The sequence below is a fragment of the Ralstonia psammae genome (assembly GCF_958405935.1).
GTDB lineage: Bacteria > Pseudomonadota > Gammaproteobacteria > Burkholderiales > Burkholderiaceae > Ralstonia > Ralstonia psammae.
Window position 1 is genome coordinate 309,705 of sequence record NZ_CATZBU010000003.1, and the last position, 23,820, is coordinate 333,524.

Genomic DNA, 23,820 nt, shown 5'->3' on the forward strand with positions numbered 1-23,820 from the left:
TGACCCACGCCCGCTAAACTGCACATCACACACACAAAACACGGGGAGTCGGCTCATGGCACGTAATCGCACCACGTGGCGCGCGCTCGCGATCACGCTTTGCCTGCTGGCGGGCAGCGGAACAGCGACCGCGCAAGAGGCACCACCGGCGCCTGCCCCGGCAGCGTCGACCTGCCCACCGCCGGCCTCCAGTTTCATCCCAAAGGACGGCTGGGCCGCTGCCGCCCAGCGCGCGACCGATCACGGCCTGCTCTGGCGCATCGAAAAGAACGGGCACACGTCATGGCTCTACGGCACGATCCACGTTGCGCGCGCCGACTGGATGCTGCCCGGGCCTGCAGTGCGCGAGGCGCTGCAGCAGGTGGATGCCGTTGCGCTTGAACTCGACCTGCTCGACAAGGACACCGACCGCAAGCCGCTGACGGCGCAAAACCCTGCTGAAGACCGCCGCCTCATGGCCGGCCGTCGCGGCGAACGCTTCAACAGGTTGCTTGCCGCCGCGTGCCTGCCGGATTCGGCGCTGACGCAGATCCGCAAATTCCAGCCGACCATGCAGCTGGCGTCGCTCGCGGTCCTGGGTGTGCGCACCGATGGCCTGTATCCGGATTTCGGTATCGACCTGTTCCTCACGACCTACGCCAAGAGCCAGCATCTGCCCATCGTGCCGCTCGAAACGCTGGCGCAGCAGGTGCGCGTGCTCAACGAGATCGTGCCGAAGAACGAAGTCGCTCAGCAGTTCGATACGGTGCTCGACGCGATCGAATCGGGCGAAGCGCGCACGCAGACGTTGACGCTCGCCAACGCCTGGGCCGAAAGCGACCTCGGTACGCTGGAGCGCTACCCGCAGTGGTGCGATTGCCTGAAGACGCCGTCGGACAAGCGTGCCTTCAGGCGCCTGGTGACGAACCGCAACCTCGCGATGGCCCAGAACATCGCACGCGTGCACACGAGCGGCCAGCGCGTCTTCGGTGCAGTCGGTGCGCTGCACATGATTGGCCCGAAAGGCATCCCTGCGCTACTGGCCGCGCGCGGGTTTACGGTCACGCCGGTGGTACCGGCCTCGCACTGAAACTGGAGCCCGCGCTTTTGGATCTCGTCCGTCTTGCCAGCCTGTTTGCGCTGACCGCCGTGGCCGAAATTGTCGGCTGCTATCTGCCGTGGCTCGTGTTGCGGCAGGGCAAGCCGCTCTGGCTGTTGGTGCCCGCGGCGGCATCGCTGGCACTGTTTGCGTGGCTACTGACGCTGCACCCGACTGCCGCGGGCCGCACCTATGCCGCATACGGCGGCATGTACATCGCCGTGGCGCTGGTATGGCTGCGCTTTGTCGACGGCGTGGCGCTCACGCGCTGGGATGTCGGCGGTGCGGCCATCGCGCTGGTGGGGATGGCCGTGATTGCGCTGCAGCCGCAGGCGGCCTGATCGCCGGATCGCGCTTCTTTGCGCTTTGCTGACCGCAACGGAACCGTAAGGCACGGCGGCACTCCGATGGAGGATCATCGCTGCCGGCGACTACGGACAACGCCCGCGCCTGGTCGATCCATCCCTCCAACCCGTTCTGCCCCGGAGGCTCCAATGCCTGCCACGCCCCTCAAACACATCTTCGCCGCGGCGGCGCTCATGTCTGCCGCCATGACAGCTTCGGCCCTGACGACGTCCTCCAACACGTTTTCCGAGCAGGACCTGCAGGCCATGCTGGCACAAAGCCAGCCCGCACAGCCGCACCCGCAAACGGAACTGGCATCGCAGAAAAGGCTGCAGATCGGCCTGAGCGATCCGGGCACGGAACTCGTCCTGCCATGGTTCCTTGCGGACCTCGTCGACGCGGTGAACCAGCGTACGCCTCCCCACGCGTTGGCAAGAAAGCTGCGGGACGGCATCTGACACCCAAGACCCAAGCCTCTTGGGTTTCGTCCGGCAGGCAACACAGTGCTGTATATTCATACAGTTATTTTCTGTGACATCCTGCCGTGCTTGCCGCATCCCCCACCCCAGACACCGCCAATGCCCCGGCCACCCCCGGTTACCTGGCCCAACTGAACGACCAGCAGCGCCAGGCGGTCGAGTTCGGTATTTCCGGGGCAGACGCGGCGCAAACCGGCCCGCTCCTCGTACTGGCCGGCGCGGGGTCCGGCAAGACCCACACCTTGGGCTGGCGCGTAGCGCATCTGGTGGCCAACGGGGCCGATCCGCAACGCATCCTGCTGTTGACGTTTTCCCGCCGGGCAGCAAGCGAGCTGTCCAACCGCGCCGGCCACCTGCTGGCGCGGGCCATGCAGGGCGAGCGATCGAACAGCGCCCTCAATGCTGCCGGCACGTCATACAAGACCACCCTGCCCTGGGCCGGCACCTTCCACGGCATCGGCGCGCGCCTGCTGCGTGAATACGCCGAGCGCGTCGGCCTCGCGCCCGATTTCACCATCCACGACCGCAGCGACTCCGCCGATCTGCTCAACGTCGTGCGCCACGAGCTGAACCTGTCGACCAAGGAGCGCCGCTTCCCGCTCAAGCAGACGTGCATCGCAATCTACTCGCGCGCCATCAACGCCGAGAGCCCGCTGAACGCCGTGCTCAAGCACCACTTTCCGTGGTGCGCGATGTGGGAAACGCAGTTGCGCACGCTGTTCGATGCGTATGTCGAAGCCAAGCAGGCGCAGCATGTGCTCGACTACGACGACCTGCTGCTCTACTGGCACGCGATGGTGTCCGACGCAGAACTCGCCGCGGAAATCGGCGCGCGCTTCGACCACATCCTCGTCGACGAATACCAGGACACGAACCGGCTGCAATCGTCCATCCTGCGTGCGCTGCGCCCGGACGGCCGTGGTGTAACGGTGGTCGGCGACGACGCGCAATCGATCTACGCATTTCGTGCGGCGACGGTGCGCAACATCCTCGACTTTCCGCGCCACTTTTCGCGGCCCGCGCACACGGTGCTGCTGGAGCGCAATTACCGTTCGACGCAACCGATTCTGGATGCCTCCAACGGCGTGATGCGTTTTGCAACGGAGCGCTTTGCCAAGACGTTGTGGACGGACCGCGCATCGACGCATCGCCCGCGTTTGATTTCGGTGCGCGATGAAGCCGAGCAGGCGCGTTGCGTGGCCGAGCAAGTGCTGCATCACCGGGAAGGTGGGCTGACGCTGAAATCGCAGGCGGTCCTGTTTCGCACCGCGAGCCACAGCGCGCCGCTGGAGATCGAACTGACGCGCCGCAACATCCCGTTCGTGAAATACGGTGGTCTCAAGTTTCTTGAAGCCGCGCATGTGAAGGATGTGCTCTCGGTGCTGCGCTGGGCCGAGAACCCGCGCAACCGCATCGCCGGGTTTCGCGTGATCCAGTTGCTGCCGGGCGCGGGCCCGGCCACGGCGGCACGCGTGCTCGACGCCATGGCGGAGGCGGTGGACCCGGTTGCCGCGCTGCTCGCCTACGCGCCGCCGGCACGCCTGGCCGGCGACTGGTCCACGCTGATGGCGCTCATGCACACCCTGCGCACGCCCAAAGACAGCCTGGAATGGGCCAGCGAACTCGAAGCCGTGGGCGCCTGGTACACGCCGCACATGGAACGCCTGCACGACGACGCAGCCGTGCGCCAGGGCGATCTGGACCAGCTCGCCCGGATGGCCGCCACATACGCCACGCGCGAGCGCTTCCTGACCGAGATGACGCTCGACCCGCCCGAGCTGACCAGCGATGAATCGGGCGACCCGTACCGCGATGAGGACTACCTGATCCTCTCGACCATCCATTCATCGAAAGGGCAGGAGTGGAAAGCCGTGTATGTGCTCAACGCCGTGGACGGCTGCATGCCGGCCGATCTGGGTGCGGGTTCGCATGAAGAGCTGGAAGAAGAACGCCGGTTGCTCTATGTGGCGATGACGCGTGCGCGCGAGCACTTGGACATCCTGGTGCCTCAGCGCTTCTACGTCACGCAGCAAACACCCCATGGCGACCGGCACATCTATGCGTCACGCACGCGGTTCATTCCGCCTGCGCTGCTACCGCTGTTCGAGGCGTGCGCATGGCCGACGCCCGAGCCCGGCGCGGACCCCGCGGCAGAAGCGCGTGCCGCAGCCAAGGTAGACCTGGGCAAGAAGATGCGCGGCTACTGGAAAAAGTAGTTCTCCCCCTGTAGCCGAAGCTCTCAGTCAATGCACTTCCATCTCGGGCCGCTTGACGACCTGCGTTGACTCGAAGCGCGAGAGCTGCGCGAAGATCCACGCGGCCGCGCAGGTCATGACGCCCACGCAGACAAAGGTCTTGTGGAACGCGGCCAGCGTGTCCCGCCCTTCCGGCCCGGCGGTAAAGTCGGTAAAGCCCGTCAGCAGCGCACCCGCGGCGGCCACACCCAGGCTCATCGACAGCATCATCACCATCGAGAGCATGCTGTTGCCCGCGCTGGCCAGCGGTCCGGTCAGGTCCTTGAGCGTGAGCGTGTTCATGGCCGTGAACTGCATCGAGTTGAAGGTGCCGAAGAGCGCCAATTGCACGATGCGCAGCCACACCGGCACGCCGGGCGTCATCACCGCAAAGCTGGCCATCATCAGCCCGACCATCACGGTATTGGCAGACAGCATGCGGCGATAGCCGTAGCGCTTGATGGCCCAGGTGCCCAATGGCTTGGCGGCCATGCCGGCTGCGGCCACCGGCACCATCATCAGCCCGGCCTGCAGCGGCGTGTACCCCAGGCTCACCTGCAGCAGCAGCGGAATGAGGAACGGCATGCCACCGCTGCCGATACGCGCAAACAGGTTGCCGAGCACACCGATCGAAAAGCTCGGAATGCCGAACAGCGTGCGCGGAAACAGGGGCCCGGCCACGCGCCCCGCGTGCAGCCAGTACGCGGTGAGTGCCGCCAAGCCAAAGATCAGCAGCACCAGCACCGTCGCGTGCTGGAAGCCCAGTTCCGACAGCCCGTCGAGCGAGAACGACACCGCCGCCATGCCGAAGGCCAGCATCAGATAGCCTGACCAGTCGAAGCGGCTGTCGTCTTCAGCGTGCACATCGGGCATCACCTTGAGCGTGACCAGCGCGCCGATCACGCCCACGGGAATGTTGATCAGGAAGATCCAGTGCCACGATACCGCCTGCACCAGCCAGCCACCCAGCGTCGGGCCGATCAACGGGCCGATGAGCCCCGGGATGGTGACGAAACTCATCGCCGGCAAGAACTGCTCGCGCGGCACCACGCGCAGCACCGTCAGCCGCCCCACGGGCATCAGCAGCGCGCCGCCCACACCCTGCACCACGCGCGAGGCAATCAGCATATCCAGGCTGCGTGACTCCGCGCAGAGCAATGAACCCATGGTGAACAGGAAGATGGCGGCGAAAAACATCTTCCGGGTGCCGAACCGATCGGCAAGCCAGCCCGAGGCGGGCATCAGCATGGCGGTCGTCAATGTATAGGCGATGATGACCGACTGCATCTTCAGCGGGCTTTCCGACAGGCTGCGCGCCATGGCCGGCAATGCCGTGTTGACGATGGTGGAATCGAGCGTCTGCATGAACAGACCCATCGCCACCAGCCAGAGCAGCGGTTTCAGAGATGTGTCGAGGGAGGCGGAGCGTGTGGTGGACATAGGGCGCGGGCAGAAGCGGCGCGGTGTACGACGCAGCCGCCATTGTGGCGTGCCGCGCCTGAGCCCGCAAACGCTGTAACCGGCTTAGCAGACGTATCCGCCCTACCGCCGACAAGGACACTGGGCTCTGCCTATACTGGAGCGTTTATCCCAGTCACCCCGTGCCCTTCCTTCTGCCATGACCACTCGTACAGAACGCGACACTTTTGGCCCCATTGAAGTCCCTGCCGACCGCTTGTGGGGCGCACAAACGCAACGCTCGCTGCAGAACTTCGACATCGCCGGCGACCGCATGCCGCGCGAGTTGATCGACGCGCTCGCCCGCATCAAACGTGCCAGCGCCACCGTCAACCACCGCCTCGGGCTGTTGCCCGCCGACAAGGCCGATGCCATCGTGAGCGCCGCCGATGAAGTGATCGCCGGCCAGCATCCAAATGAATTCCCGCTGGTGGTCTGGCAAACGGGCTCGGGCACGCAGACCAACATGAACATGAACGAGGTGCTCGCCAACCGCGCCAGCGAGCTGCTCGGCGGCGAACGCGGCGAAGCGCGCCTCGTGCATCCGAACGACGACGTGAACCGCAGCCAGTCGTCCAACGACGTGTTTCCGACGGCGATGCATGTGGCCGCCGTGACGGCCATCACCCAACACCTGCTGCCCTCGCTGCGCACGCTGCGCGAGACGCTCGCCAAGAAAGCCACAGACTTCAACGACATCATCAAGATTGGCCGCACGCATCTGCAGGACGCGACGCCGCTCACGCTGGGCCAGGAGTTCTCCGGCTACGTTGCCCAGTTGCAGCACAACGAAACGCACCTGAACGCCGCCCTGCCCCACCTGTGCGAACTGGCGCTGGGCGGCACGGCCGTCGGCACGGGCCTGAACGCACCGAACGGTTACGCCGAGCAGGTGGCCGCAGAGCTGGCGCAATTGACTGGCCTGCCCTTCATCACGTCGCCGAACAAGTTCGAGACCATGGCGTCGGCCGATGGCCTCGTGCATGCGCACGGTGCGCTGAAAACGCTGGCCGCCAGCCTCACCAAGATCGCCAACGACATCCGTTGGCTGGCGAGCGGCCCCCGCAGCGGGTTGGGAGAACTCTCCATCCCCGAAAACGAGCCGGGCTCGTCCATCATGCCGGGCAAGGTCAACCCCACGCAGAGCGAAGCCGTGACGATGCTGTGCGCGCAGGTCTTCGGCAACGACGTTGCCGTGAACGTGGGCGGTGCGTCCGGCAACTTCGAGCTGAACGTGTTCCGCCCCATGATCGCCTACAACTTCCTGCACAGCGTGCGTCTGCTGGCCGATGGCATGCGCAGCTTTAACGACCACTGCGCCGTGGGCATCGAGCCGAACCGCGACCGTATCGACGAGTTGGTGCGACGCTCGCTGATGCTGGTGACGGCTCTCAACCCGCATATCGGCTACGACAAATCGGCGCAGATCGCCAAGAAGGCGCACAAGGAGGGGACGAGCCTGCGCGAGGCCGCCCTGGCACTGGGCTATGTCACCCCGGAGCAGTTTGACGCGTGGGTGCGGCCGGAGAACATGGTCGGCCGCTAAGTGTTGCGTCTCGGGCCCACGGCTTGCCGTGCGTGGGCTATCCCTCTGCCATTGCCCGTTTCAAGCGCGCCAGTCCGACTGGCGCCCCCTGCGCATGAAACCAGCCCCGATTCCCAATAACGAAGCACAACGTCTGGCCTCCCTGCAGGACATGCTGTTGCTGTCCACACCGGATGAGGAACTGTTTGACCGCGTGACCCGTACCACCAAGCGCGTGTTCGACGCACCTATCGTGTTGGTGTCGCTCATCGACGCACAGCGGCAGTGGTTCAAGTCGTGTGTCGGCCTCAGCGTGCGCGAGACCCCGCGCGACATCTCGTTCTGCGGCCATGCCGTTGCCGAAGAGCAGATGCTGGTCATTCCCGACACCATGGCCGACCCGCGCTTTGCCGACAACCCGCTCGTGACCGGTGCGCCGCACATCCGCTTCTATGCCGGGCGGCCCGTCAAGAACCTCGCGGGCTACGCCGTCGGCACGCTCTGCGTGATCGACCAGAAGCCGCGCGCGTTTGACCAGGCCGAGCGCCGGCTGCTCGACGACCTGGCCAGTTGGGTGGAATCGGGTTTTCGCGAACGCGAACTGAGCGAAACGCAGCGGTCCATCCTGACAGAGCTGCAGGTCGCGCGCCACGAGAGCCTGACGGACCCAATGCTGAGCATCTGGAACCGGCGCGCCGCGATGGAACTGCTCACGCGCGAATGCGGCCACGCGATGTTGTACGGGCACCCCCTCTCTCTGCTGGTCGTGGACGTTGACCACTTCAAGCGTGTGAACGATACCTACGGCCACCCCGTGGGCGATGCGGTATTGGTTGAGATTGCACGCACGCTGCGGGTGAATTCACGCCCCATCGATGCGGTGGGCCGCTACGGCGGCGAGGAATTTCTGGTGGTGCTTCCCGATACGGCCACCCTGCGGGCCACCCACATTGCGGAACGACTGCGCAGCGCGGTGGAAGCCTTGGAGATTGCCACGCCGGAGGCCCGCATCCGCTGCACCATCAGCCTGGGCCTGGCGAGCAGCGCGCCGGGGCTGAACCTGTGCACGCCCACAGACCTCATCATGCGCGCCGACGCCGCGCTGCTCGCGGCCAAACGGCAGGGGCGCAATCGCGTGATATTCGACGGCCAGCCGGTGTAGATCAGCTCGGCACAGGGCCGCCGCCGCGGCGGGCGACGCGCTCATCAACACGTTGCGGCGCCAACGCGCGCTCGAACACTGCACGCGCGGCATGCGTCGTGCCGGTGCCGCACATGAACGCATCGATGGCGGCAAACCCGTGCTCGGGCCAGGTGTGAATGGAAAGGTGCGATTCGGCGAGCAGCAGCACACCCGTCACGCCACCCTGCCCGTCGGCGGGCAACCCCGTGCGCACGGAATCGAAACGGTGTAGATGCGCATGCAGGATGGTGGCGCCAAGCGCGGCTGCAGCATCGCGCAGCGCGGTTTCCAGTGCGGCCGCATCGCGCAGCAGCGCAGGCGCCACGCCGTACAGATCGAGCAGAAGATGTTCGCCCACGGCGGTGGCCTCCTCCGCAAAAAGCGCTGCGTTGGTGCGCGTCACTTGTGGCCCCCGCTGAAGCCGCCGCCATAGCCGCTGCCGCCCGACGAGCCGCCCCAGTAAGACGATCCGCCCGTGCTGCTGCCGTACGACGGCGTGCGCGGCGCGGCAAAGCCCGCCTTCCAGTCCATATAGGTCGCGCCAATCACCACGGCCACGGCATAGAGAACGAACCAGCTCTTCATTCCCCGCCCCCCACCTTGGCGACCAGCCACGCAGGCACCAGCAACAGCATCGCCGCGAAAAACGTGATACCAAACACCGAGCCCGGCGCCATGAAGAACGGCACGAGGTTGAGCAGACCGAGCAGCACGCAGGCCACCACCGCCACCGTCATGTAGTTCGACGACGATGCCTTGGCCGGCTCGGCGACCACCTTGCCGAACCACGCCTTGATCTGCGCGGCGCTCACCGGCGTGCTTTTGGACCACGTCAACTCGTGCGCGTCGCTCTCCGCAGCCAGGCTTTCCTGGCCGGCCGTGTATTCCACAACACGCGTCTGGTCACCCGCTTGAACGCGCCAGTTGAAGGCGCCGGCGGCGTAGGTCACGCGCGAGGTGTAGTCCTCGTCGCGGGCGTACGTCTTGCCGTCGAGCACTGCGGTGCGGCCGTCCTTCTGGGTGGGCCAACGGTCGAGCACGTTGGCGCGAAACCAGCCGTCATCGGTTTCGACCATCCAACTGAAACCGCGCTTGGGCGTATACAACAGGTATTCGAACCACTCACCGCCGCCATCGACCACCGTGCGGCGCATCACCCCGATCACCTGCCACTGCAGGCCATCGATGAGCGCCTTGTCGCCCAGCTCGAGCGTGGTGACGACCTGCGGCACTGACCGCGCGCGCGCGATGATGTCGCCGCGCGGCGTGGCCGCGTCGATGGCCGCACCGCAGCCGGGGCATAGCACATGGCCGGTCACACCGGGGCTGAACGGAATCGAGGTGCCGCACTGCGGGCAATCGAGATTCGTGAGCTTGCGCGGGACGCGGCCGGCGGTTTCCTTGATCTCTGCGTCGGTGCGCAGAAGCTGGCACTTGAGTGCTTCGAGCGTGGTGGCTTCGCCCACGTAGAGCGTGGGCGCCGTGCCATCGGAGTAATCCAGCGTGATGAAGGCGTCTTCACGGCGGCCGTCGGCCACGCGCGCATGCCAGCCTTCGCCCACGCGGAACGGCAATTCGCCCTGGCCGCCCGTGCAATCGGCTTCACGCACGTCGGACAGCATGAACTGCTTGCCCTCGGCGTCGTAAAGCTGGCCGGGGCGCAGCCCCTCGAATGCAACCGCATTGGCCGGCGTGCCGCGCGCGAACGTCATCGTTACTTGCCCGGACGCTTCTGCCAGCCAGCCATCGGTGCCGTCATCAAACAGCACGTACCACTCGTTCCAGAAACCCGCGTCGTAGCGCAACTGGATGCGGCCGACGACGGTGAACGCCTTGTTCTTGTAGCGCCCGGTGGTGCCGATCTGCACGCGTGCGTAGTCCTCCAGCACGGCGGACATCTTGCCGATGTCGGAAAGCGTCTCGCCGTCTCGCAGCAGCGTGCTCTTGCAGAAGCTGCACACCGTCATGACGGCAGCGGCAGACTTCAATTCCACCGGCGCGCCACACGCCGGGCAGTTGGCATGAAACATGGTCAGGTCGTTCGATTGGGCAGAAAAACGGGCGGCTTGAGGTGCCGCCCGGTCATCCGATCAGCAGGGCCGAAGCTCAGCCTCCGGTCAGTGCCTTGAGCACGGCAGCCTTGCCGGCATCAAAGTCCGCTTGCGTGATAAGGCCCTTGTCGAGCAATTCCTTGAGCTTGGCCAGGCGTGCGGTGGGGTCGTCCGCCGCCGGTGCGGCAGGTGCCGCGGCAGCAGGTTGCGCTGCAGGAGCGGCCGCACCACCCGCGTTACCTTGCACAGCCGTACGCAGGCTGTCGGCCATCGCCTGACCCATCGCCAACCCTGCCGCCAAACCCGCGCCCGTCCCGGCGATGCCACCTTCGTTGCGTGCGGCCAGCGGCAGCGATTCCGCCGTCTGGTATTGCGTGAAGCGCTGCATATCGCCGGTCATGTCCATGCTGATGCGGCGGTCCAGCGCGGCCTGCAGCTCGTCCGGCAGCGTGACACTGGAAACCTGGAAGCTGTCGAGCGCCAGGCCGTATTGCGTGAACTGCGGCAGCAACGCCTCGCGCACCTTGTTCGACATCAGCATCTGGTTGGCGGCCAGGTCCAGGAACGGCACGCCGGACTCGCCAAACGCCGTCGCCATCGCGCCCATGATGACGGGGCCCAGTTGCGCCTCGACTTCATCAACGGTGTAGATGTCGCGCGTGCCGCTCACCTGCTGGTAGAACAGCTTCGGATCGGCCACGTGGTAGGCATACACGCCAAAGGCGCGCAGCCGAACCATGCCGAAATCCTTGTCGCGCACGGTCACCGGCTGCGGCGTGCCCCAGCGGCGGCCGAGCTGCTGGCGCGTGCTGAAGTAGTAGACGTCGGACTTGAAGGGGGACTCGAACAGCTTGTCCCAATTCTTCAGGTACGTGAGAACGGGCAGCGTCTGCGTGGTCAGCTTGAAGGTGCCGGCACTGAACACATCGGCGATCTGGCCTTCGTTGACGAACATCGCCATCTGCGAGTCGCGCACGACCAGGGTGCCGCCGTTCTGGATTTCCATGTCCTGCATCGGATAGCGCCAGGCGAGCACGCCGTCTTCGCTCTCCGTCCACTGCAGGATGTCGATGAACTGCTTCTTGATGAAACTGGACAGGCTCACAGCAAACTCCTTCGCGATGATTCGCGGGGCAGGAACAATCAGGACAAGGTCACGACAGGCAAGCCGCGTTGATCACACCTACGGCCAGCGCGCTCACGCCAAACAGCATACCGGCGGCGATGTTGTTGTGCTCGATCTGCAGGCGGTAGTCCGGCATCAGCCGCGTGAGCACCAGGAAGACAAGCAGTTGCACAACCGATGCCATCACCGCCCAGAACAGGAAGGGCACCAAACCGTCAGCATGCGTGATGCTCGATGCAATGGTCAGCACGAAACCGAGCAACGCACCGGCCAGCGACAGCGAGGCCGCAATGTTGCCTTCGCGGATCAGCTTGAACTCGTCATACGGCGTCAGGCGCAGGTAGACGAAGAAGAAGCCGGAAAACACCACGGCACCCGCCAGCAGGTGCGAGGCGTAGGCGATCACGGAAGCGGTCATGTCGGGCATGGGAAGAGGCCGAGCAGTACAGAGGTGGCGCCACTATAGCGGCTGATGCGCCGCTTGCGTACCCCCCGATGCGGCCGTGCACCAGCCGGCTCGCAGGCAAGGAAAAAAGGCGGCACAATCGCGCTCGCCTTGGCACCCGCCGTTTGTTAACACCCCTTCATTTTCCACCTTCGCAGCATGTCGACGCCGCAGCCTGACGCCACAGATGAACCCACGCGACCTGCCGGCCACGGCAATGCCTTGCTGGTCCTCGCCGTTTTCGTGGTCGCCTCGTGCGGGCTCGCTTACGAATTGATTGCCGGGGCATTGGCTTCGTACCTGCTGGGCGATTCCATCCTGCAGTTCTCTTCCATCATCGGCGCCTATCTCTTTGCGATGGGCATCGGCTCGTGGCTCTCGCGCTACGTGGCGGATGACGCGTTGCTTGCCCGCTTTGTCGATCTGGAATTGCTGGTGGGGCTGTTTGGCGGCGTGTCTGCCGCAGCGTTGTTTGCGCTGTTTGCGCTGGAATCGGCGCCGTTCCGCCTGGTGCTATATGCCCTGGTGACGGTGATCGGCATACTGGTCGGCATGGAGATCCCGCTGGTGATGCGCATGCTGCATCGGCGGCAGGCAAAGTTCTCCGATCTCGTCAGCCGCGTGCTGACGTTCGATTACCTTGGCGCGCTGGCGGTGTCGCTGCTGTTTCCGCTGGTGCTGGCACCGCGCCTGGGGCTGGTGCGCACCGGCTTCCTGTTCGGCCTGTTCAATACGGCCATTGCGGTCTGGACACTGTGGCACTTTCGCACCGAGCTGGCGCTTACGGCCCGCATGCGCACGGCGATGGCGTGGCGCGCAGGCGCTGTAGCGGCGGCATTGCTGGCGGGCTTTGGCGCGTCGGACAAGCTCACGCACTGGTCGGAACGCGCGCTCTTTGGCGACGAGATCATCCACGCGATTTCATCGCCGTACCAGCGGCTGGTGGTAACGCGCTGGAAGGACGATCTGCGCCTGTACATCAACGGTAACCTGCAGTTTTCCTCGCGCGACGAATATCGCTATCACGAAGCGCTGGTACTGCCCGCGTTGGAATCGGTGCGCGGTGCCCGGCGCGTGCTGGTGCTGGGCGGCGGCGACGGGCTCGCACTGCGGCAGATCCTGAAATACCCGCAGGTCGAGCACGTTACGCTGGTCGATCTCGACCCGCGCATGACCGACCTGTTCTCGCACGCGCAGGCACTGGTTGCGCTCAATCAGCATGCGTTCAGCGACCCGCGCGTGACAGTGGTGAACGCCGATGCAGCGCAATGGATGCAGACCGCCACCGACATGTTCGACGTGGCCATCGTGGATTTTCCGGACCCGTCCAACTTCAGCATCGGCAAACTGTATTCGGTGCCGTTCTATCGGCTGCTGTCGCGCCATGTGGCGGACACCGGGCTCGTGGTCATCCAGGCCACGTCGCCCTATTTCGCGCCTCGCTCTTACTGGTGCGTGGATGCGACCCTGAAAGAAGCCGGCTATCGCACGTGGCCGTATCACGCGCTGGTGCCGTCGTTTGGCGAATGGGGCTTTATCCTGGCCGCGCCAGGCCGGGCGGACTTCCAGCCGCCCATGTCGTACCGCGTGCCGACCCGCTTTCTCGATGCCGACACCACGCACCAGATGTTCAGCTTCGCGCCCGACATGCCGCGCCCACAGGTCGAGCCCAACCGGCTGAACAACCAGTCGCTCGTGCGGTACTTTGAAGAAGACTGGCACGGTGTGCTGCGCTGATGACGACACGACGCAGCTTTCTCGTGGGCGCAGCTGCGGCCGGTGTGGCCGCTGCGGGTGCCGCTTCGTGGGCAGGCTTTCGGGCCTTGACGGAAATCACGCCCAACGTGCGCATGCCCGGCCAGGCTGCGGGCCACCAACTGCGCGATCTGCGCGCGCTGCCCGCGCCATCAGAAACGCGGCGCGTGGGCGTCGCCATCTGCGGCAGCGGCATCAGCGGATTGAGCTGCGCGTGGCGGCTGGCAAAAGCCGGCCGGCGCGACGTGGTGGTCGTGGAAGGCCCGGAACGTTATGGCAATGCTGCTGGCGGCGCCTTCGGTACGCAACGCTTCCCGACGGGTGCGCATTACCTGCCGCTGCCGTCGATGGAATCGACGCACGTGCGTGAGATGCTGGCCGACTTTGGCGTGATCGAGCGCGACCCGTTTGCGCTGCGCCCGACATATGACGAACGCGTGCTCGTTCACGCGCCCGATGAGCGCCTGTGGCTCGGCAATCGCTGGCAAGACGGCTTCGTGCCGCACGAGGGCATCACGCCTGAAGAGCGGGCCGAACACATCCGCTTCTTCGCCCACATCGACAGCCTGCGCCAAACCAGGGGCGCCGATGACCGGCGCATCTTTGTCGTGCCGACAGCGCTCTCGTCCGCAGACCCGGCATGGCGCGCGCTCGACACCCTCACCTTCCGCGACTGGCTGCACCGCGAGGGCTACCACGCCGCCACGCTGCACTGGTATGCCGACTACTGCTGCCGCGACGATTACGGCGCCACCGCCGATCATGTTTCCGCCTGGGCCGGCATTGCCTACTTCGCCAGCCGTGGCGGCATGGCGCGCAACGCCGAGCAGGGCACCGTGCTCACGTGGCCAGAGGGGTTGGACTGGATGGCCGAGCGGCTGTTCGAAGCTGCCGGATTGAGCGAAGCAGGCCGCTTGCTACCGGGCAGCGCCGCGCGCATCGGCGCAACAACCGAAGGCGGCGCACGCGTCTTCGCCGATGTACTGCAAGCGGATGGCCGCGTGGTGCGACTGCTGGCCGATCACGTGGTCAGCGCGATGCCGCTGCACGTTGCCAAGCACGTCGTCGACAGCTTTGACGTGGCCGCCGCCGAGTTGCCCGAAACCGCGCCTTGGCTACTCGCCAACCTCCTGATCGAAGGGTTTCCGCCCGAACACGACGACACGCCGCTGGCGTGGGACAACGTGGTCTATCGCGGCGCCGGCCTCGGGTACGTGGTGGCCAATCACCAGGACATCCGCGTCGGGCCGCCCGCGCAGAGCGTGTTCACGGCCTACGTGGCGCTGTCCGACATGACGCCCAAGGCGGCGCGCGAATGGCTGCTGAAGGCCCCGCCGCAGGCGCTGCTTGATCGCGCGCTGACCGATCTGGATACGGTGTACGGCATCCGCCTGCGCACGCAGATCCGGCGCGTAGACCTGACGCTACGTGGCCACGCGATGGCGATTCCCGCCCCGGGCTTTCTCTCTCGGCCGGGCATTGCGCGCCTACGGGAAAGCGCCGGGCCGATCCACTACGCACATGCGGACCTGTCCGGCTACTCGGTCTTCGAGGAGGCCGCGTGGTGGGGTGATCGCGCGGCGCGACGCATTTTGGGCGGCTGATTTCCTGGCGCCACCGCTGTGGCTTTCAGTGCGGCCGCTCAACCTCGGCCATCAGCGGTATTGGCACTCCGAGCCGCGCTTACGCCTGACGCGACCAGAGCGTGCGGCCGAAGAACGTCAGCGCGCGGTCCCACGCATGTTCGGCCCACACCGGGTCGTACTGCGTGATGGCGATGCGGTTCTCGCCCACGGCCGTTTCATTGGCGAAAGCGTGGTGCGCGAGATAGCGGTGGAAGTCCACATCAACGCCGGCATCGACCAGCTTCTTTTCCAGCGCATCAACGCCCTCGATCTTGAAGGCGTTGTCTTGCGTGCCCCAGTGACCCTGCACCGGCACCTTGATCTTCGAAGCGTCGATGTATTCCAGCGGAGGGTAGCCGTACCACACCACGCCGGCATCTGCTTCCGGCACGTTGCACAGCGTCAGCAGTGTCAGCGCGCCGCCCATGCAATAGCCCGTCACGCCCACGCGGTCGCAGGTCTGCTTGAGGTATTGGACTGCGCCGCGCACGTCTTGCGTGGCCGCATCGCCAAAATTGAGGTTGGTCATCAGGTGGTGGGCCTCCTCCTCTTCTACCGTCATCTTGCCGCGGTAAAGATCGGGCACCAGGGCCAAGTAGCCCGCGCGTGCGAGGCGGTCTGCCACGCCGCGAATCTGGTCGTTCAAGCCCCACCACTCCTGGATGACGACGATGCCGGGGGCGCCTTCCGCCTTAGCGGGCTTGGCCAAATAGCCCTGGACGTCCTGCCCGTCTGGGCGCTTGAACGAGATCATGGATCCTTGCGATGCAGTCATGCGATGGCTCCTCTGCCTGGAACGAAAACGCACAGGATAGTCCCGCCCGATGAAATTTGCAGGCGGTCCGTCAGCGGGAACGGGCTGCGTGCGCCTCTGCCCTGCCGATACCCCTCCATCAGGATGCCGATACGCAGCACAAAGTCTCTATCATGGCGGCACGTTCACATCCGGATTGCCACCCATGATCAAAACCCTCGGCCTCATCGCCTACCTGCTGGTGCTGCTGATCCACGTCTACATCGTTGTGCTGGAAATGGCCCTATGGAAGACGCGCGGCCCCAAGGTATTCCGCATCACGCCGGAGAAAGCCGCCGAAACCGCAGCCATGGCGTCCAACCAGGGCCTGTACAACGGTTTTCTGGTGGCGGCGCTGGTCATTGGGCTGATCGCGCCGGACCCGGCCATCAACGCCGCGTTTGCGCTGTTCGGGCTGATCTGCGTGGCGGTGGCCGGCATCTGGGGGGCCATCACGGTCAACAAGCGGATTCTCTTCGTGCAGACGGTGCCGGCTGTGGCGGCGCTGGCGCTGGGGTGGTTCGCCTGAGGGCAATGCGCGCTGGGGCGACGGAGGCGATGGAGGCGAAGCTTGTCTGCTCCGCCGGCGCGCACTAGCTTGAAAGGGGTCAGGGGGCGCGTTCGACGGGATGCGCCCTCGCCAACGGGACTTCACACATGCCGCCTGCCGACCGCCGAACGCTCCGAATGCTGAGCCGGGCGTCACTGCTGGCAACCCTGCTGTGTGGCCCTCCCGTCTCCGCTCAAGTGAGGAACACCATGACGCTCACCCTGACTTCTCCGGCCTTTGCAGCCGGCGGCGAAATCCCCAGCCGCCTCACATGTGAAGGCGCGGATACATCGCCACCGCTCGTGTGGACCGGCGCGCCAGCCGGCACACGCAGCCTGGCACTGATCGTCGATGACCCCGACGCACCCGACCCCGCCGCGCCAAAGATGACGTGGGTCCACTGGGTGGTCTACAACATCCCGCCCGGCACCACTTCCCTGGCGGAAGACGCTGCACGCAAGGGGCTGCCACCCGGCGCACGCCCCGGCAACAACGACTGGCAGCGCACCGCGTACGGCGGCCCCTGCCCGCCCATCGGGCGCCATCGCTACTACCACAAGCTCTACGCGCTGAACGTGGAACTGCCGGAGCTTGGCGCCCCGACCAAGGCCGAACTGGCGCGCGCCATGCGTGGCCACGTGCTGGCTGAAGCCGAGCTTGTCGGCACCTATCAGAAGCACACCCCCTGAGCCGGTACGTCGGGCAACTTGGCTCTCAAGGCTTGGCGACCGCGCCTTTGCGAAAGAGCGGATACGGCACGCCGCGCTCGGGGTGCGCCGTCGTCTCGTTGATGAAGCGCTCCACATCGGGCACGTCGTGCAGCGCGGTCATGAACGGCGCCAGCGCGTAGCCCGGTGCCACGCAGCCCTGCACAAGCATCCATCGCTGCCATATCGTCACCCACAGCGTGGTGTTCTGCTTCCATCCAGGCACGTGGATGGACATCCATTGCAGGCGCCGCTTCGCCGTCTCGGCAATCTCATCGTCGTAAGAAAACGCGTTGGGCAGGCGGCACCGACCCTCGACCCAGCAATGGTTGCCGTGCTCGATGCGGTGGTGCGAATCGCGCTTCCACTCGGCTTCGCTGATGCGCGGGCCGGCGGGTTCAGGGCAGTTGGCCACACCCGACGAGATCTGGAAGAACGGGTCGTGGCCGCGGTTCTGCAGGTCGTCTTCAGCGTGCAGGGCCGGCGCGGCCAGCAGCAGCGCCAGGACAAGACAGCGTGGGGCATTCATCACGGTGGCCTCCTCGCCCGCACGGGGCGTCGGCTGGGGCAATGCTGCGAAGGATAAGCGCAAAGTGCCGCGCCAACCAGACGCCCCGACAACGCCACCCCTCCACTACCGCGACTTCACATGCGCAGCGAGCATCGAGGCCAACACGTCGTGCAGCTCGGTTTTGCCGAAACGCTGCTCCGACACCCCCTTCTCTATGTCGATCTGCCCGGCGTTGACCGCGTCATAGAGTTCGGTAATGAGCTGCACGTGGTTCGCACTCAGGCCCGCGCGTTGCAGCATGGGCGCCCAGGCGGTGCGCGGCACGGCATCGGCAACAATCTCGCGGCCGACGGCAGCGCTGAATGCGCGTGCGACGTCGATCAGGCTCACACGGCGCGGGCCTTCCACGCTGACGATGCGCGGCGTCTTGCCCGATGGCTCTTCCAGCAGCAGCGCGGCGGCCAGCGCGCCAACGTCTTGCGTGGCGACGGTCGCAAAGGCGCGATCCAGTGGATGGTGGAGGCTCGGCAGCCGCCCCGTCGCCAGCATGACGGGCAGCATCGCCGCCCAGTTCTGTGCGTGCTCTGCTGAACGCAGCAGCGTCAGGTGCGTCGCCAGCGGCTTGAGCCGCGCTTCCAGCAGATGGAACAACCGTGTCAGACCGGTGCCACGCTCCAGTTCGGCACCGTAATCCGACAAGGCCAGTACCGCAGGTGGCGGGTTGGCCCGCAGCGCATCGGCGGCCACGTCGATCATGCGTTCCATGGTCGATGCCGGATCCGCATCACCCACGGGCACCGGACACAGGATCTGCACAGCCGTGGCGCCCTTGATGGCCGAAGCGACCGAGGCCGGATCGGTCAGGTCGGCAATCGCAATGTCGCAGCCGATGTTGACCAACGCCTCGCCTTGCCGGGCGTGGCGCACCACCCCGCGTACGGGCCGGCCCGCGTTGCGCAACGCCGTGGCGGTGGCGTGCCCGACCTTGCCCGATGCCCCAAAGATGACAAACATGTTCGCGCTCCTCTCAAGTGGGAGGCACGAGCTTAGGGCGGCCCCGCAAACCAGGCTTGCAGGAATGGAGGAATCTGGCAGGTTCGGAGGATTGATTACGCGGCCGTGTCCGCAGAAGCGGCCGCAGCCTTGCCCGCGCGAACGACGTCACGCGGGGTCGCGCCGAGCAGCCGTTGCATCCACTGCGTCATATGGCTCTGGTGCGCGAAGCCGACCTCGAGCGCGATCTGTGACGCGCTGCGCCGGCCTTCGAGCAGCAGCGCTTTCGCGCGGTCCACACGGCGCCGCACAACGTAGCGATGCACCGGTACGCCCAGCGTTGCACGAAACAGCACGTTGAAATGCGGCACGCTCAAACCAGCCTGCGCGGCCAGCTCGGCCAGCGTCAGACGCTGGTGCAGATGGGCTTCGATGTAGTCGATCACGCGTGCAGCCACGCGGGGTGGCAGCCTGCGAGCGTTGTTGGCCACCCCGGCGGCCACATCCCGGCTGCTGTTCAGCAGACGGACGACCAGTGCGGTGCACAGGCTTTCCGCATACAACACATCGGAGGTGTCTTGCGCCTCCAGTTCGGCCCCCAACGCCGCGGCAAGATGGTGCACGCGCGCGTCGCGCCATTGCAGACGCGGCGTGATATCTGCCGGTGCGCCCAGTTGCTCGCCGATGCTGCGTACAAAGGTGTCGGTGATGGCGATCCGCAGAATCCGGCAGTCGGCATCGTCCGTCCACATGCCGGGCAGGCCGGCAGGAATCACGTCCGCATCGCCGTGCGCCTGGATGCGCGAATAACGGCGGCCGTCGCATACGCAGTTCGCCCGCACCGGCGCGCCGACGTGCACGTTGACGCGATGCTGCGCCATGGCGGGCACCCGGTACGTGCCGGGGCGGATACCGAGCAGCGTGGCGGCAAAGCCGTCCCAGCCGAGCCCTTCGCTGGAGCGCAGGCTGACGGGAGCGGGTTCAAGCAGAGCGGCGGGAATGGCGGCGTTCATGGCGGGCGTGGGCAGTCTTCGCTTCGACATTCTGCTACCAACGCTGCGTCCCCGCTTTGCCGTGGCGAGGGTCAATGGGATTCAATGCGTCGATAGCCGGATGCGGGCGTCCCTTTATTCCCGCGCCAAGCGTTTAAGGTAAAGCGGTGACACAGACAACAAGGAGACCCGCCATGGACCGCGATGCATTTGTCAGTGCGCTGAAAGCGGCGGGCTTTACCGAGTTTGTCATCGTCACGCGGGAGGCCGGCGAGCTGGACACGCACACCCACCCGTTCGAGGCGAAAGCGCTCATCCTGGCAGGGGAAATTCATATCCGCGCGGGTGGTGTCGAACGTGTCTACCGGCCCGGCGACACGTTCCATCTGGCGGCCAATGCACCGCACACCGAGCGCTACGGCCCGCAAGGTGTGCAATACCTGGTCGCCCGGCGCTAGCCCGGCAGGTCAGGCGCGCGCCGGATACTGCGCGAGCACCTTGTCACGGATCGACGGCTTGATATTCGCCAGCGACATGTTGCCGTTGTAGTGCGCCACCACGCGCGGGTTCATCACGCGGAACCACAGCGGCGGCACATAGGCAATCAGGATCATCGCGGCATAACCGGCGGGCAGTTGCGGCGAATGCTCGAAATGCCGCAGCGCCTGGAATGAGCGCGTCGGGTTGGCGTGGTGGTCGGCATGACGCTGCAGTTGATACAGGAACAGGTTGGTCACCACGTGGTTGCTGTTCCACGAATGCTGCGGCGTGCAACGCTCGTAGCGGCCGCTGGGCAATTGCTGGCGGCACAGGCCGTAGTGCTCCAGGTAGTTCACCACCTCCAGCAACGACGCGCCGTAGACAGCCTGGATGATCAGGAACGGCACCGCCTTGACCCCAACAAACGCGATACACACGCCCCACAGCACCACCGTCATCGCCCAGGCGTTGAGCACGTCGTTGCGCCAGGACCAGACCGAGTGGCCATGTTGCTCCAGCCGACGCTTCTCCAATGCCCAGGCCGATTTGACGCTACCCACCACCGTTCGCGGCAGGAACTGCCAGAACGACTCGCCATAACGCGCGCTTGCTGGGTCGGCCGGCGTGGCCACACGCACATGGTGGCCGCGGTTGTGCTCCACAAAGAAGTGGCCGTAAGCCACGGGCGCAAGCGTGATCTTGGCCAGCCAGCGCTCGAAGCCGTCGGTCTTGTGCCCTAGCTCGTGCGCGGTATTGATCGAGATGCCTGTCACCACGCCCACCGAAAACGCGAACGCAATGTAGTCGTACCAGGCAAGGTCATACGTGCGCAGCACCCACATCGCCACCGCAAAGCTCACGTAGAGCACGGTGGTCGCCAGATAGACGATGCGGCGGTAGTAGCGCTGTTTTTCCAGCGTGGGAACGACTTCTTCGGGGGGATTGTCGCGGTCGTCACCGATCAGCAAATCGAGCAGCGGGATGATCGTAAACACGATGAACGGCCCCGCCCACCAGAGCGGATGCCAGCCGGTCGCAAGCGCCGAAACGGCCGCGATGATGGGCAGCGTGATGGTCAGCGCGCCGAGCATCCAGAGATAGCGCTTGCCGTCGGTCCATTCCACGGACGCGACCATGCCGGGTGTTGCCATTGTCTTCCTCCTGTTTTGCCCCGCTGGGTGGCTTGGCTTGTATGCGCACATGCGTGCGCCGCCGGGGTCGTGCCCGACACTTGCGTTATAGGCGCAGCAGGAGGAGAGACCAACGCCAGAAACTAGGGGCGAAACTCCAAACAAAGCGGCCGCTGGGTAGCCCTCTGGTGGCGGGAAAAAAGCAGGTGATTGAAACGGACGATTTAAAAACGGTCGTTCGATTTTGGTGCGATGCACCTGAACGGAGGCTCGGAACAACCGTCTATGCCGGCACCTGGGCGCACTGGCGAACGATGAAGATCAGGTCAATGTGGAAAGGAACGCGTTGACCGCATCGAGCACAGCGGCCTCTTGCTCACGATGCGGCACGTGGCCGCAACGCTGCACCAGCTTAAGCGTGGCGGGCGCGCCGGCCAGCGTGACGATGCGCTCTGGCTGGGCTGTCGAGCCGTATTCGTCTTCGGTGCCATGCAGCGCCAGCACGGGGCTGCGTACGGCAAGCAGTACGTCGTCCAGGCACCACTGCGCAAACGCCGGAGACAACCACGTGTTGACCCAGGCATCCAGCACCCATTGCGCCTTGCTGCCGTGGTACCGCTCCAGCCGGCCCATCTGGCCCGGCTCGGCAAACTGCGCCTGGGCAACGCGGATGCCCTCGCGCGTCTGCTCTTCCACGAACGCCTGCGCCGACTCGGTAATCAAGCCCGTGCAACGTCCCGGATACGCTGCCGCAATCGACACGGCCATGCCGCCGCCGACGCTGTGGCCGAAAACGATGAAGCGGTCCACGCCAAGCTGCTCGGTCAGCGCGGCAAAGCCACCGTACGCTTCCTGCTGAATAAAGCCCGGATCGAGCTGGCCCGGAAAGGCGTCGGATCGGCCGAAGCCGAGCCGGTCATAGGCGATGACGGCATGCCCGGTCGACTGGGCAAGACGCTGCGGAAAATCACGCCACAGCGCTACGCAGCCGAGCGAATCGTGCAGCAGCACGATGGGCGGTTTGGCGGCATCGCCGACCGGACCGCCCCATTGCCTGGCATGGAGACGGCCATCGGGTGTGGTGATCCATGCCTCGGTGCCATCAACGGACAGCGCGGAAAGCGGCCCAGCCATGCCGGGCTCAGAACAGGCGGTCGAGCCAGCCGTGCGGATCCGGCGCGCGGCCGTTCTGCAGATCGACCAGCGCCGCCTTCAGCTTGGTCGTCAGCTCGCCCGCCTTGCCATCGCCGATGGTGAAGTTGTGCTTGTGGCCCTTGACCTTGCCGATGGGGGTGACAACCGCTGCGGTGCCGCAGGCGAAGGCTTCGCGCAGGCGGCCGCTTTGGGCGTCGGCTTGCCATTGATCGATGGAGTACGGCTCTTCGCGCACGGTCAGGCCCATGCCGCGCGCCAGCGTGATCAGCGAATCGCGCGTGATGCCCGGCAGGATCGTGCCGGTGAGCGGCGGCGTCTGCAGCGAACCGTCGTCGAAAACGAAGAACACGTTCATGCCGCCCAGCTCTTCAATCCACTTGCGCTCCACCGCGTCGAGGAAGACTACCTGGTCGCAGCCCTCGCGTGTCGCCTCGGCCTGTGCGACCAGGCTGGCAGCGTAGTTGCCGCCGCACTTGGCATCGCCCGTGCCGCCCGGAGCGGCGCGCGTGTACTTGTCCGACACCCAGATGGTGACGCCCGACGATGCGTCGCCCTTGAAGTACGCGCCCACCGGGCAGGCAATCACGCAGAACAGGTATTCGGCCGACGGTTTCACGCCCAGGACCACTTCGGTGGCGATCATGAACGGGCGCAGGTACAGCGCCGAGCCCTGACCCGACGGAATCCAGTCACGGTCGAGCTTGACCAGCTCGCGCACAGCCTGCAGGAAGAGATCTTCCGGCAGCGCGGGCATTGCCAGGCGCTTGGCCGAGTTCTGGAACCGGCGCGCATTGGCCTCCGGGCGGAACAGCGCACCGCCGCCGTCTGGCAGGCGGTAGGCCTTCATGCCTTCGAAGATTTCCTGCGCGTAGTGCAGCACCAGCGTGGACGGATCGCACTGGATCGGGCCATGTGCGCCGATTTTGGCGTCGTGCCAGCCCTTGCCCTCGGTATAGCGGATGGTGGCCATGTGGTCAGTGAACACGCGGCCGAAAGCGGGGTTTTCCAGCAGGCGCGCGCGCTCTTCCGCCGGAACAGGGTTCGGGCGCTTCTCGATCGAAAGGGCCGATTCGACAACGTTGTTCATACTGTCTCCAAGGGGTGCGAGGGGGCGCAAAAAACGCCCAAACCGCTATTTTGCGCCAACGGCGATGCAATTTGGTTGCGTATTCACGCACATGCGGTATTGCAGGCGGCGGAAAAAC

General features: G+C 65.6%; 24 protein-coding genes. 11 read left to right on the plus strand and 13 right to left on the minus strand.

Annotated elements, in window-relative coordinates; translation table 11 throughout:
- The first annotated feature begins 55 nt into the window (after window positions 1-55).
- From R2N16_RS08125 to R2N16_RS08140, 4 genes are all read left to right on the plus strand, one after another.
- A complete protein-coding gene (locus R2N16_RS08125) occupies window positions 56-1,069 on the plus strand; it encodes a TraB/GumN family protein (protein WP_316665124.1) in 1,014 nt (337 codons plus the stop codon).
- Between the two features lie 17 nt (window positions 1,070-1,086).
- Complete coding sequence (locus R2N16_RS08130; protein ID WP_316665125.1) at window positions 1,087-1,419, plus strand: YnfA family protein; 333 nt, start codon at window positions 1,087-1,089, stop codon at window positions 1,417-1,419.
- A 153-nt stretch (window positions 1,420-1,572) separates the two neighbouring features.
- Window positions 1,573-1,881: a hypothetical protein gene (locus tag R2N16_RS08135; protein ID WP_316665126.1), complete on the plus strand. Its 309-nt coding sequence runs from the start codon at window positions 1,573-1,575 to the stop codon at window positions 1,879-1,881.
- 86 nt (window positions 1,882-1,967) lie between these two features.
- Complete coding sequence (locus tag R2N16_RS08140; protein ID WP_316665127.1) at window positions 1,968-4,118, plus strand: ATP-dependent helicase; 2,151 nt, start codon at window positions 1,968-1,970, stop codon at window positions 4,116-4,118.
- A gap of 27 nt (window positions 4,119-4,145) precedes the next feature.
- On the opposite strand, the gene mdtD is transcribed toward R2N16_RS08140, so the two are convergent.
- Window positions 4,146-5,576, minus strand: a complete 1,431-nt coding sequence (mdtD, locus tag R2N16_RS08145) for a multidrug transporter subunit MdtD (protein WP_316665128.1) — start codon at window positions 5,574-5,576, stop codon at window positions 4,146-4,148.
- Between the two features lie 178 nt (window positions 5,577-5,754).
- Here mdtD and fumC point away from each other — a divergent pair, with 178 nt between their 5' ends.
- Entirely contained in the window at window positions 5,755-7,140 is a 1,386-nt protein-coding gene (gene fumC / locus R2N16_RS08150) for a class II fumarate hydratase (protein ID WP_316665129.1), read from the plus strand.
- A gap of 94 nt (window positions 7,141-7,234) precedes the next feature.
- On the plus strand, window positions 7,235-8,281 hold the full coding sequence (locus tag R2N16_RS08155; protein WP_316665130.1) for a sensor domain-containing diguanylate cyclase: 1,047 nt from the start codon (window positions 7,235-7,237) through the stop codon (window positions 8,279-8,281).
- Window position 8,282: 1 nt separating this feature from the next.
- Here R2N16_RS08155 and speD read toward each other — a convergent pair whose 3' ends face one another.
- From speD to R2N16_RS08180, 5 genes are all read right to left on the minus strand, one after another.
- Window positions 8,283-8,705, minus strand: coding sequence for an adenosylmethionine decarboxylase (speD, locus tag R2N16_RS08160; protein ID WP_316665131.1), 423 nt, complete (start codon window positions 8,703-8,705; stop codon window positions 8,283-8,285).
- Window positions 8,702-8,887, minus strand: coding sequence for a hypothetical protein (locus R2N16_RS08165; protein ID WP_316665132.1), 186 nt, complete (start codon window positions 8,885-8,887; stop codon window positions 8,702-8,704). Before R2N16_RS08165 ends, speD begins: the two co-directional genes overlap by 4 nt.
- Complete coding sequence (locus R2N16_RS08170) at window positions 8,884-10,332, minus strand: DUF4178 domain-containing protein (protein ID WP_316665133.1); 1,449 nt, start codon at window positions 10,330-10,332, stop codon at window positions 8,884-8,886. Before R2N16_RS08170 ends, R2N16_RS08165 begins: the two co-directional genes overlap by 4 nt.
- A gap of 76 nt (window positions 10,333-10,408) precedes the next feature.
- A complete protein-coding gene (locus R2N16_RS08175) occupies window positions 10,409-11,458 on the minus strand; it encodes an SPFH domain-containing protein (RefSeq protein ID WP_252694353.1) in 1,050 nt (349 codons plus the stop codon).
- 49 nt (window positions 11,459-11,507) lie between these two features.
- Entirely contained in the window at window positions 11,508-11,906 is a 399-nt protein-coding gene (locus R2N16_RS08180) for a DUF350 domain-containing protein (protein WP_316665134.1), read from the minus strand.
- A 177-nt stretch (window positions 11,907-12,083) separates the two neighbouring features.
- Here R2N16_RS08180 and R2N16_RS08185 point away from each other — a divergent pair, with 177 nt between their 5' ends.
- Both R2N16_RS08185 and R2N16_RS08190 read left to right on the plus strand, forming a co-directional pair.
- Complete coding sequence (locus R2N16_RS08185; protein WP_316665135.1) at window positions 12,084-13,661, plus strand: polyamine aminopropyltransferase; 1,578 nt, start codon at window positions 12,084-12,086, stop codon at window positions 13,659-13,661.
- Window positions 13,661-15,283, plus strand: coding sequence for an NAD(P)-binding protein (locus R2N16_RS08190; RefSeq protein ID WP_316665136.1), 1,623 nt, complete (start codon window positions 13,661-13,663; stop codon window positions 15,281-15,283). The genes R2N16_RS08185 and R2N16_RS08190 overlap by 1 nt, the downstream gene beginning before the upstream one ends.
- 79 nt (window positions 15,284-15,362) lie before the next feature.
- Here the strand turns inward: R2N16_RS08190 and R2N16_RS08195 are convergent, their stop codons facing one another.
- Window positions 15,363-16,079, minus strand: a complete 717-nt coding sequence (locus R2N16_RS08195) for a dienelactone hydrolase family protein (RefSeq protein ID WP_316665137.1) — start codon at window positions 16,077-16,079, stop codon at window positions 15,363-15,365.
- Window positions 16,080-16,263: 184 nt separating this feature from the next.
- Between R2N16_RS08195 and R2N16_RS08200 the strand changes: the two genes are divergently transcribed.
- Complete coding sequence (locus R2N16_RS08200; protein ID WP_316665139.1) at window positions 16,264-16,626, plus strand: DUF1304 domain-containing protein; 363 nt, start codon at window positions 16,264-16,266, stop codon at window positions 16,624-16,626.
- Window positions 16,627-16,856: 230 nt separating this feature from the next.
- Window positions 16,857-17,336 carry a YbhB/YbcL family Raf kinase inhibitor-like protein gene (locus R2N16_RS08205; RefSeq protein ID WP_316665140.1) on the plus strand — a complete coding sequence of 160 codons (480 nt, stop codon included), beginning with the start codon at window positions 16,857-16,859 and terminating at the stop codon, window positions 17,334-17,336.
- Between the two features lie 25 nt (window positions 17,337-17,361).
- On the opposite strand, the gene R2N16_RS08210 is transcribed toward R2N16_RS08205, so the two are convergent.
- From R2N16_RS08210 to R2N16_RS08220, 3 genes are all read right to left on the minus strand, one after another.
- On the minus strand, window positions 17,362-17,883 hold the full coding sequence (locus R2N16_RS08210; protein ID WP_316665141.1) for a BON domain-containing protein: 522 nt from the start codon (window positions 17,881-17,883) through the stop codon (window positions 17,362-17,364).
- A gap of 105 nt (window positions 17,884-17,988) precedes the next feature.
- Entirely contained in the window at window positions 17,989-18,879 is an 891-nt protein-coding gene (locus R2N16_RS08215; RefSeq protein ID WP_316665142.1) for an NmrA family NAD(P)-binding protein, read from the minus strand.
- Between the two features lie 95 nt (window positions 18,880-18,974).
- Window positions 18,975-19,871, minus strand: a complete 897-nt coding sequence (locus R2N16_RS08220) for an AraC family transcriptional regulator (protein WP_316665408.1) — start codon at window positions 19,869-19,871, stop codon at window positions 18,975-18,977.
- 173 nt (window positions 19,872-20,044) lie between these two features.
- On the opposite strand from R2N16_RS08220, the gene R2N16_RS08225 reads away from it, so the two are divergent.
- Entirely contained in the window at window positions 20,045-20,308 is a 264-nt protein-coding gene (locus tag R2N16_RS08225; RefSeq protein WP_316665143.1) for a cupin domain-containing protein, read from the plus strand.
- A 9-nt stretch (window positions 20,309-20,317) separates the two neighbouring features.
- On the opposite strand, the gene R2N16_RS08230 is transcribed toward R2N16_RS08225, so the two are convergent.
- From R2N16_RS08230 to R2N16_RS08240, 3 genes are all read right to left on the minus strand, one after another.
- A complete protein-coding gene (locus R2N16_RS08230) occupies window positions 20,318-21,481 on the minus strand; it encodes an alkane 1-monooxygenase (protein ID WP_316665144.1) in 1,164 nt (387 codons plus the stop codon).
- A 300-nt stretch (window positions 21,482-21,781) separates the two neighbouring features.
- Complete coding sequence (locus tag R2N16_RS08235; RefSeq protein ID WP_316665145.1) at window positions 21,782-22,594, minus strand: alpha/beta fold hydrolase; 813 nt, start codon at window positions 22,592-22,594, stop codon at window positions 21,782-21,784.
- A 7-nt stretch (window positions 22,595-22,601) separates the two neighbouring features.
- Window positions 22,602-23,702 carry a branched-chain amino acid aminotransferase gene (locus R2N16_RS08240; RefSeq protein ID WP_316665146.1) on the minus strand — a complete coding sequence of 367 codons (1,101 nt, stop codon included), beginning with the start codon at window positions 23,700-23,702 and terminating at the stop codon, window positions 22,602-22,604.
- Window positions 23,703-23,820 lie beyond the last annotated feature (118 nt).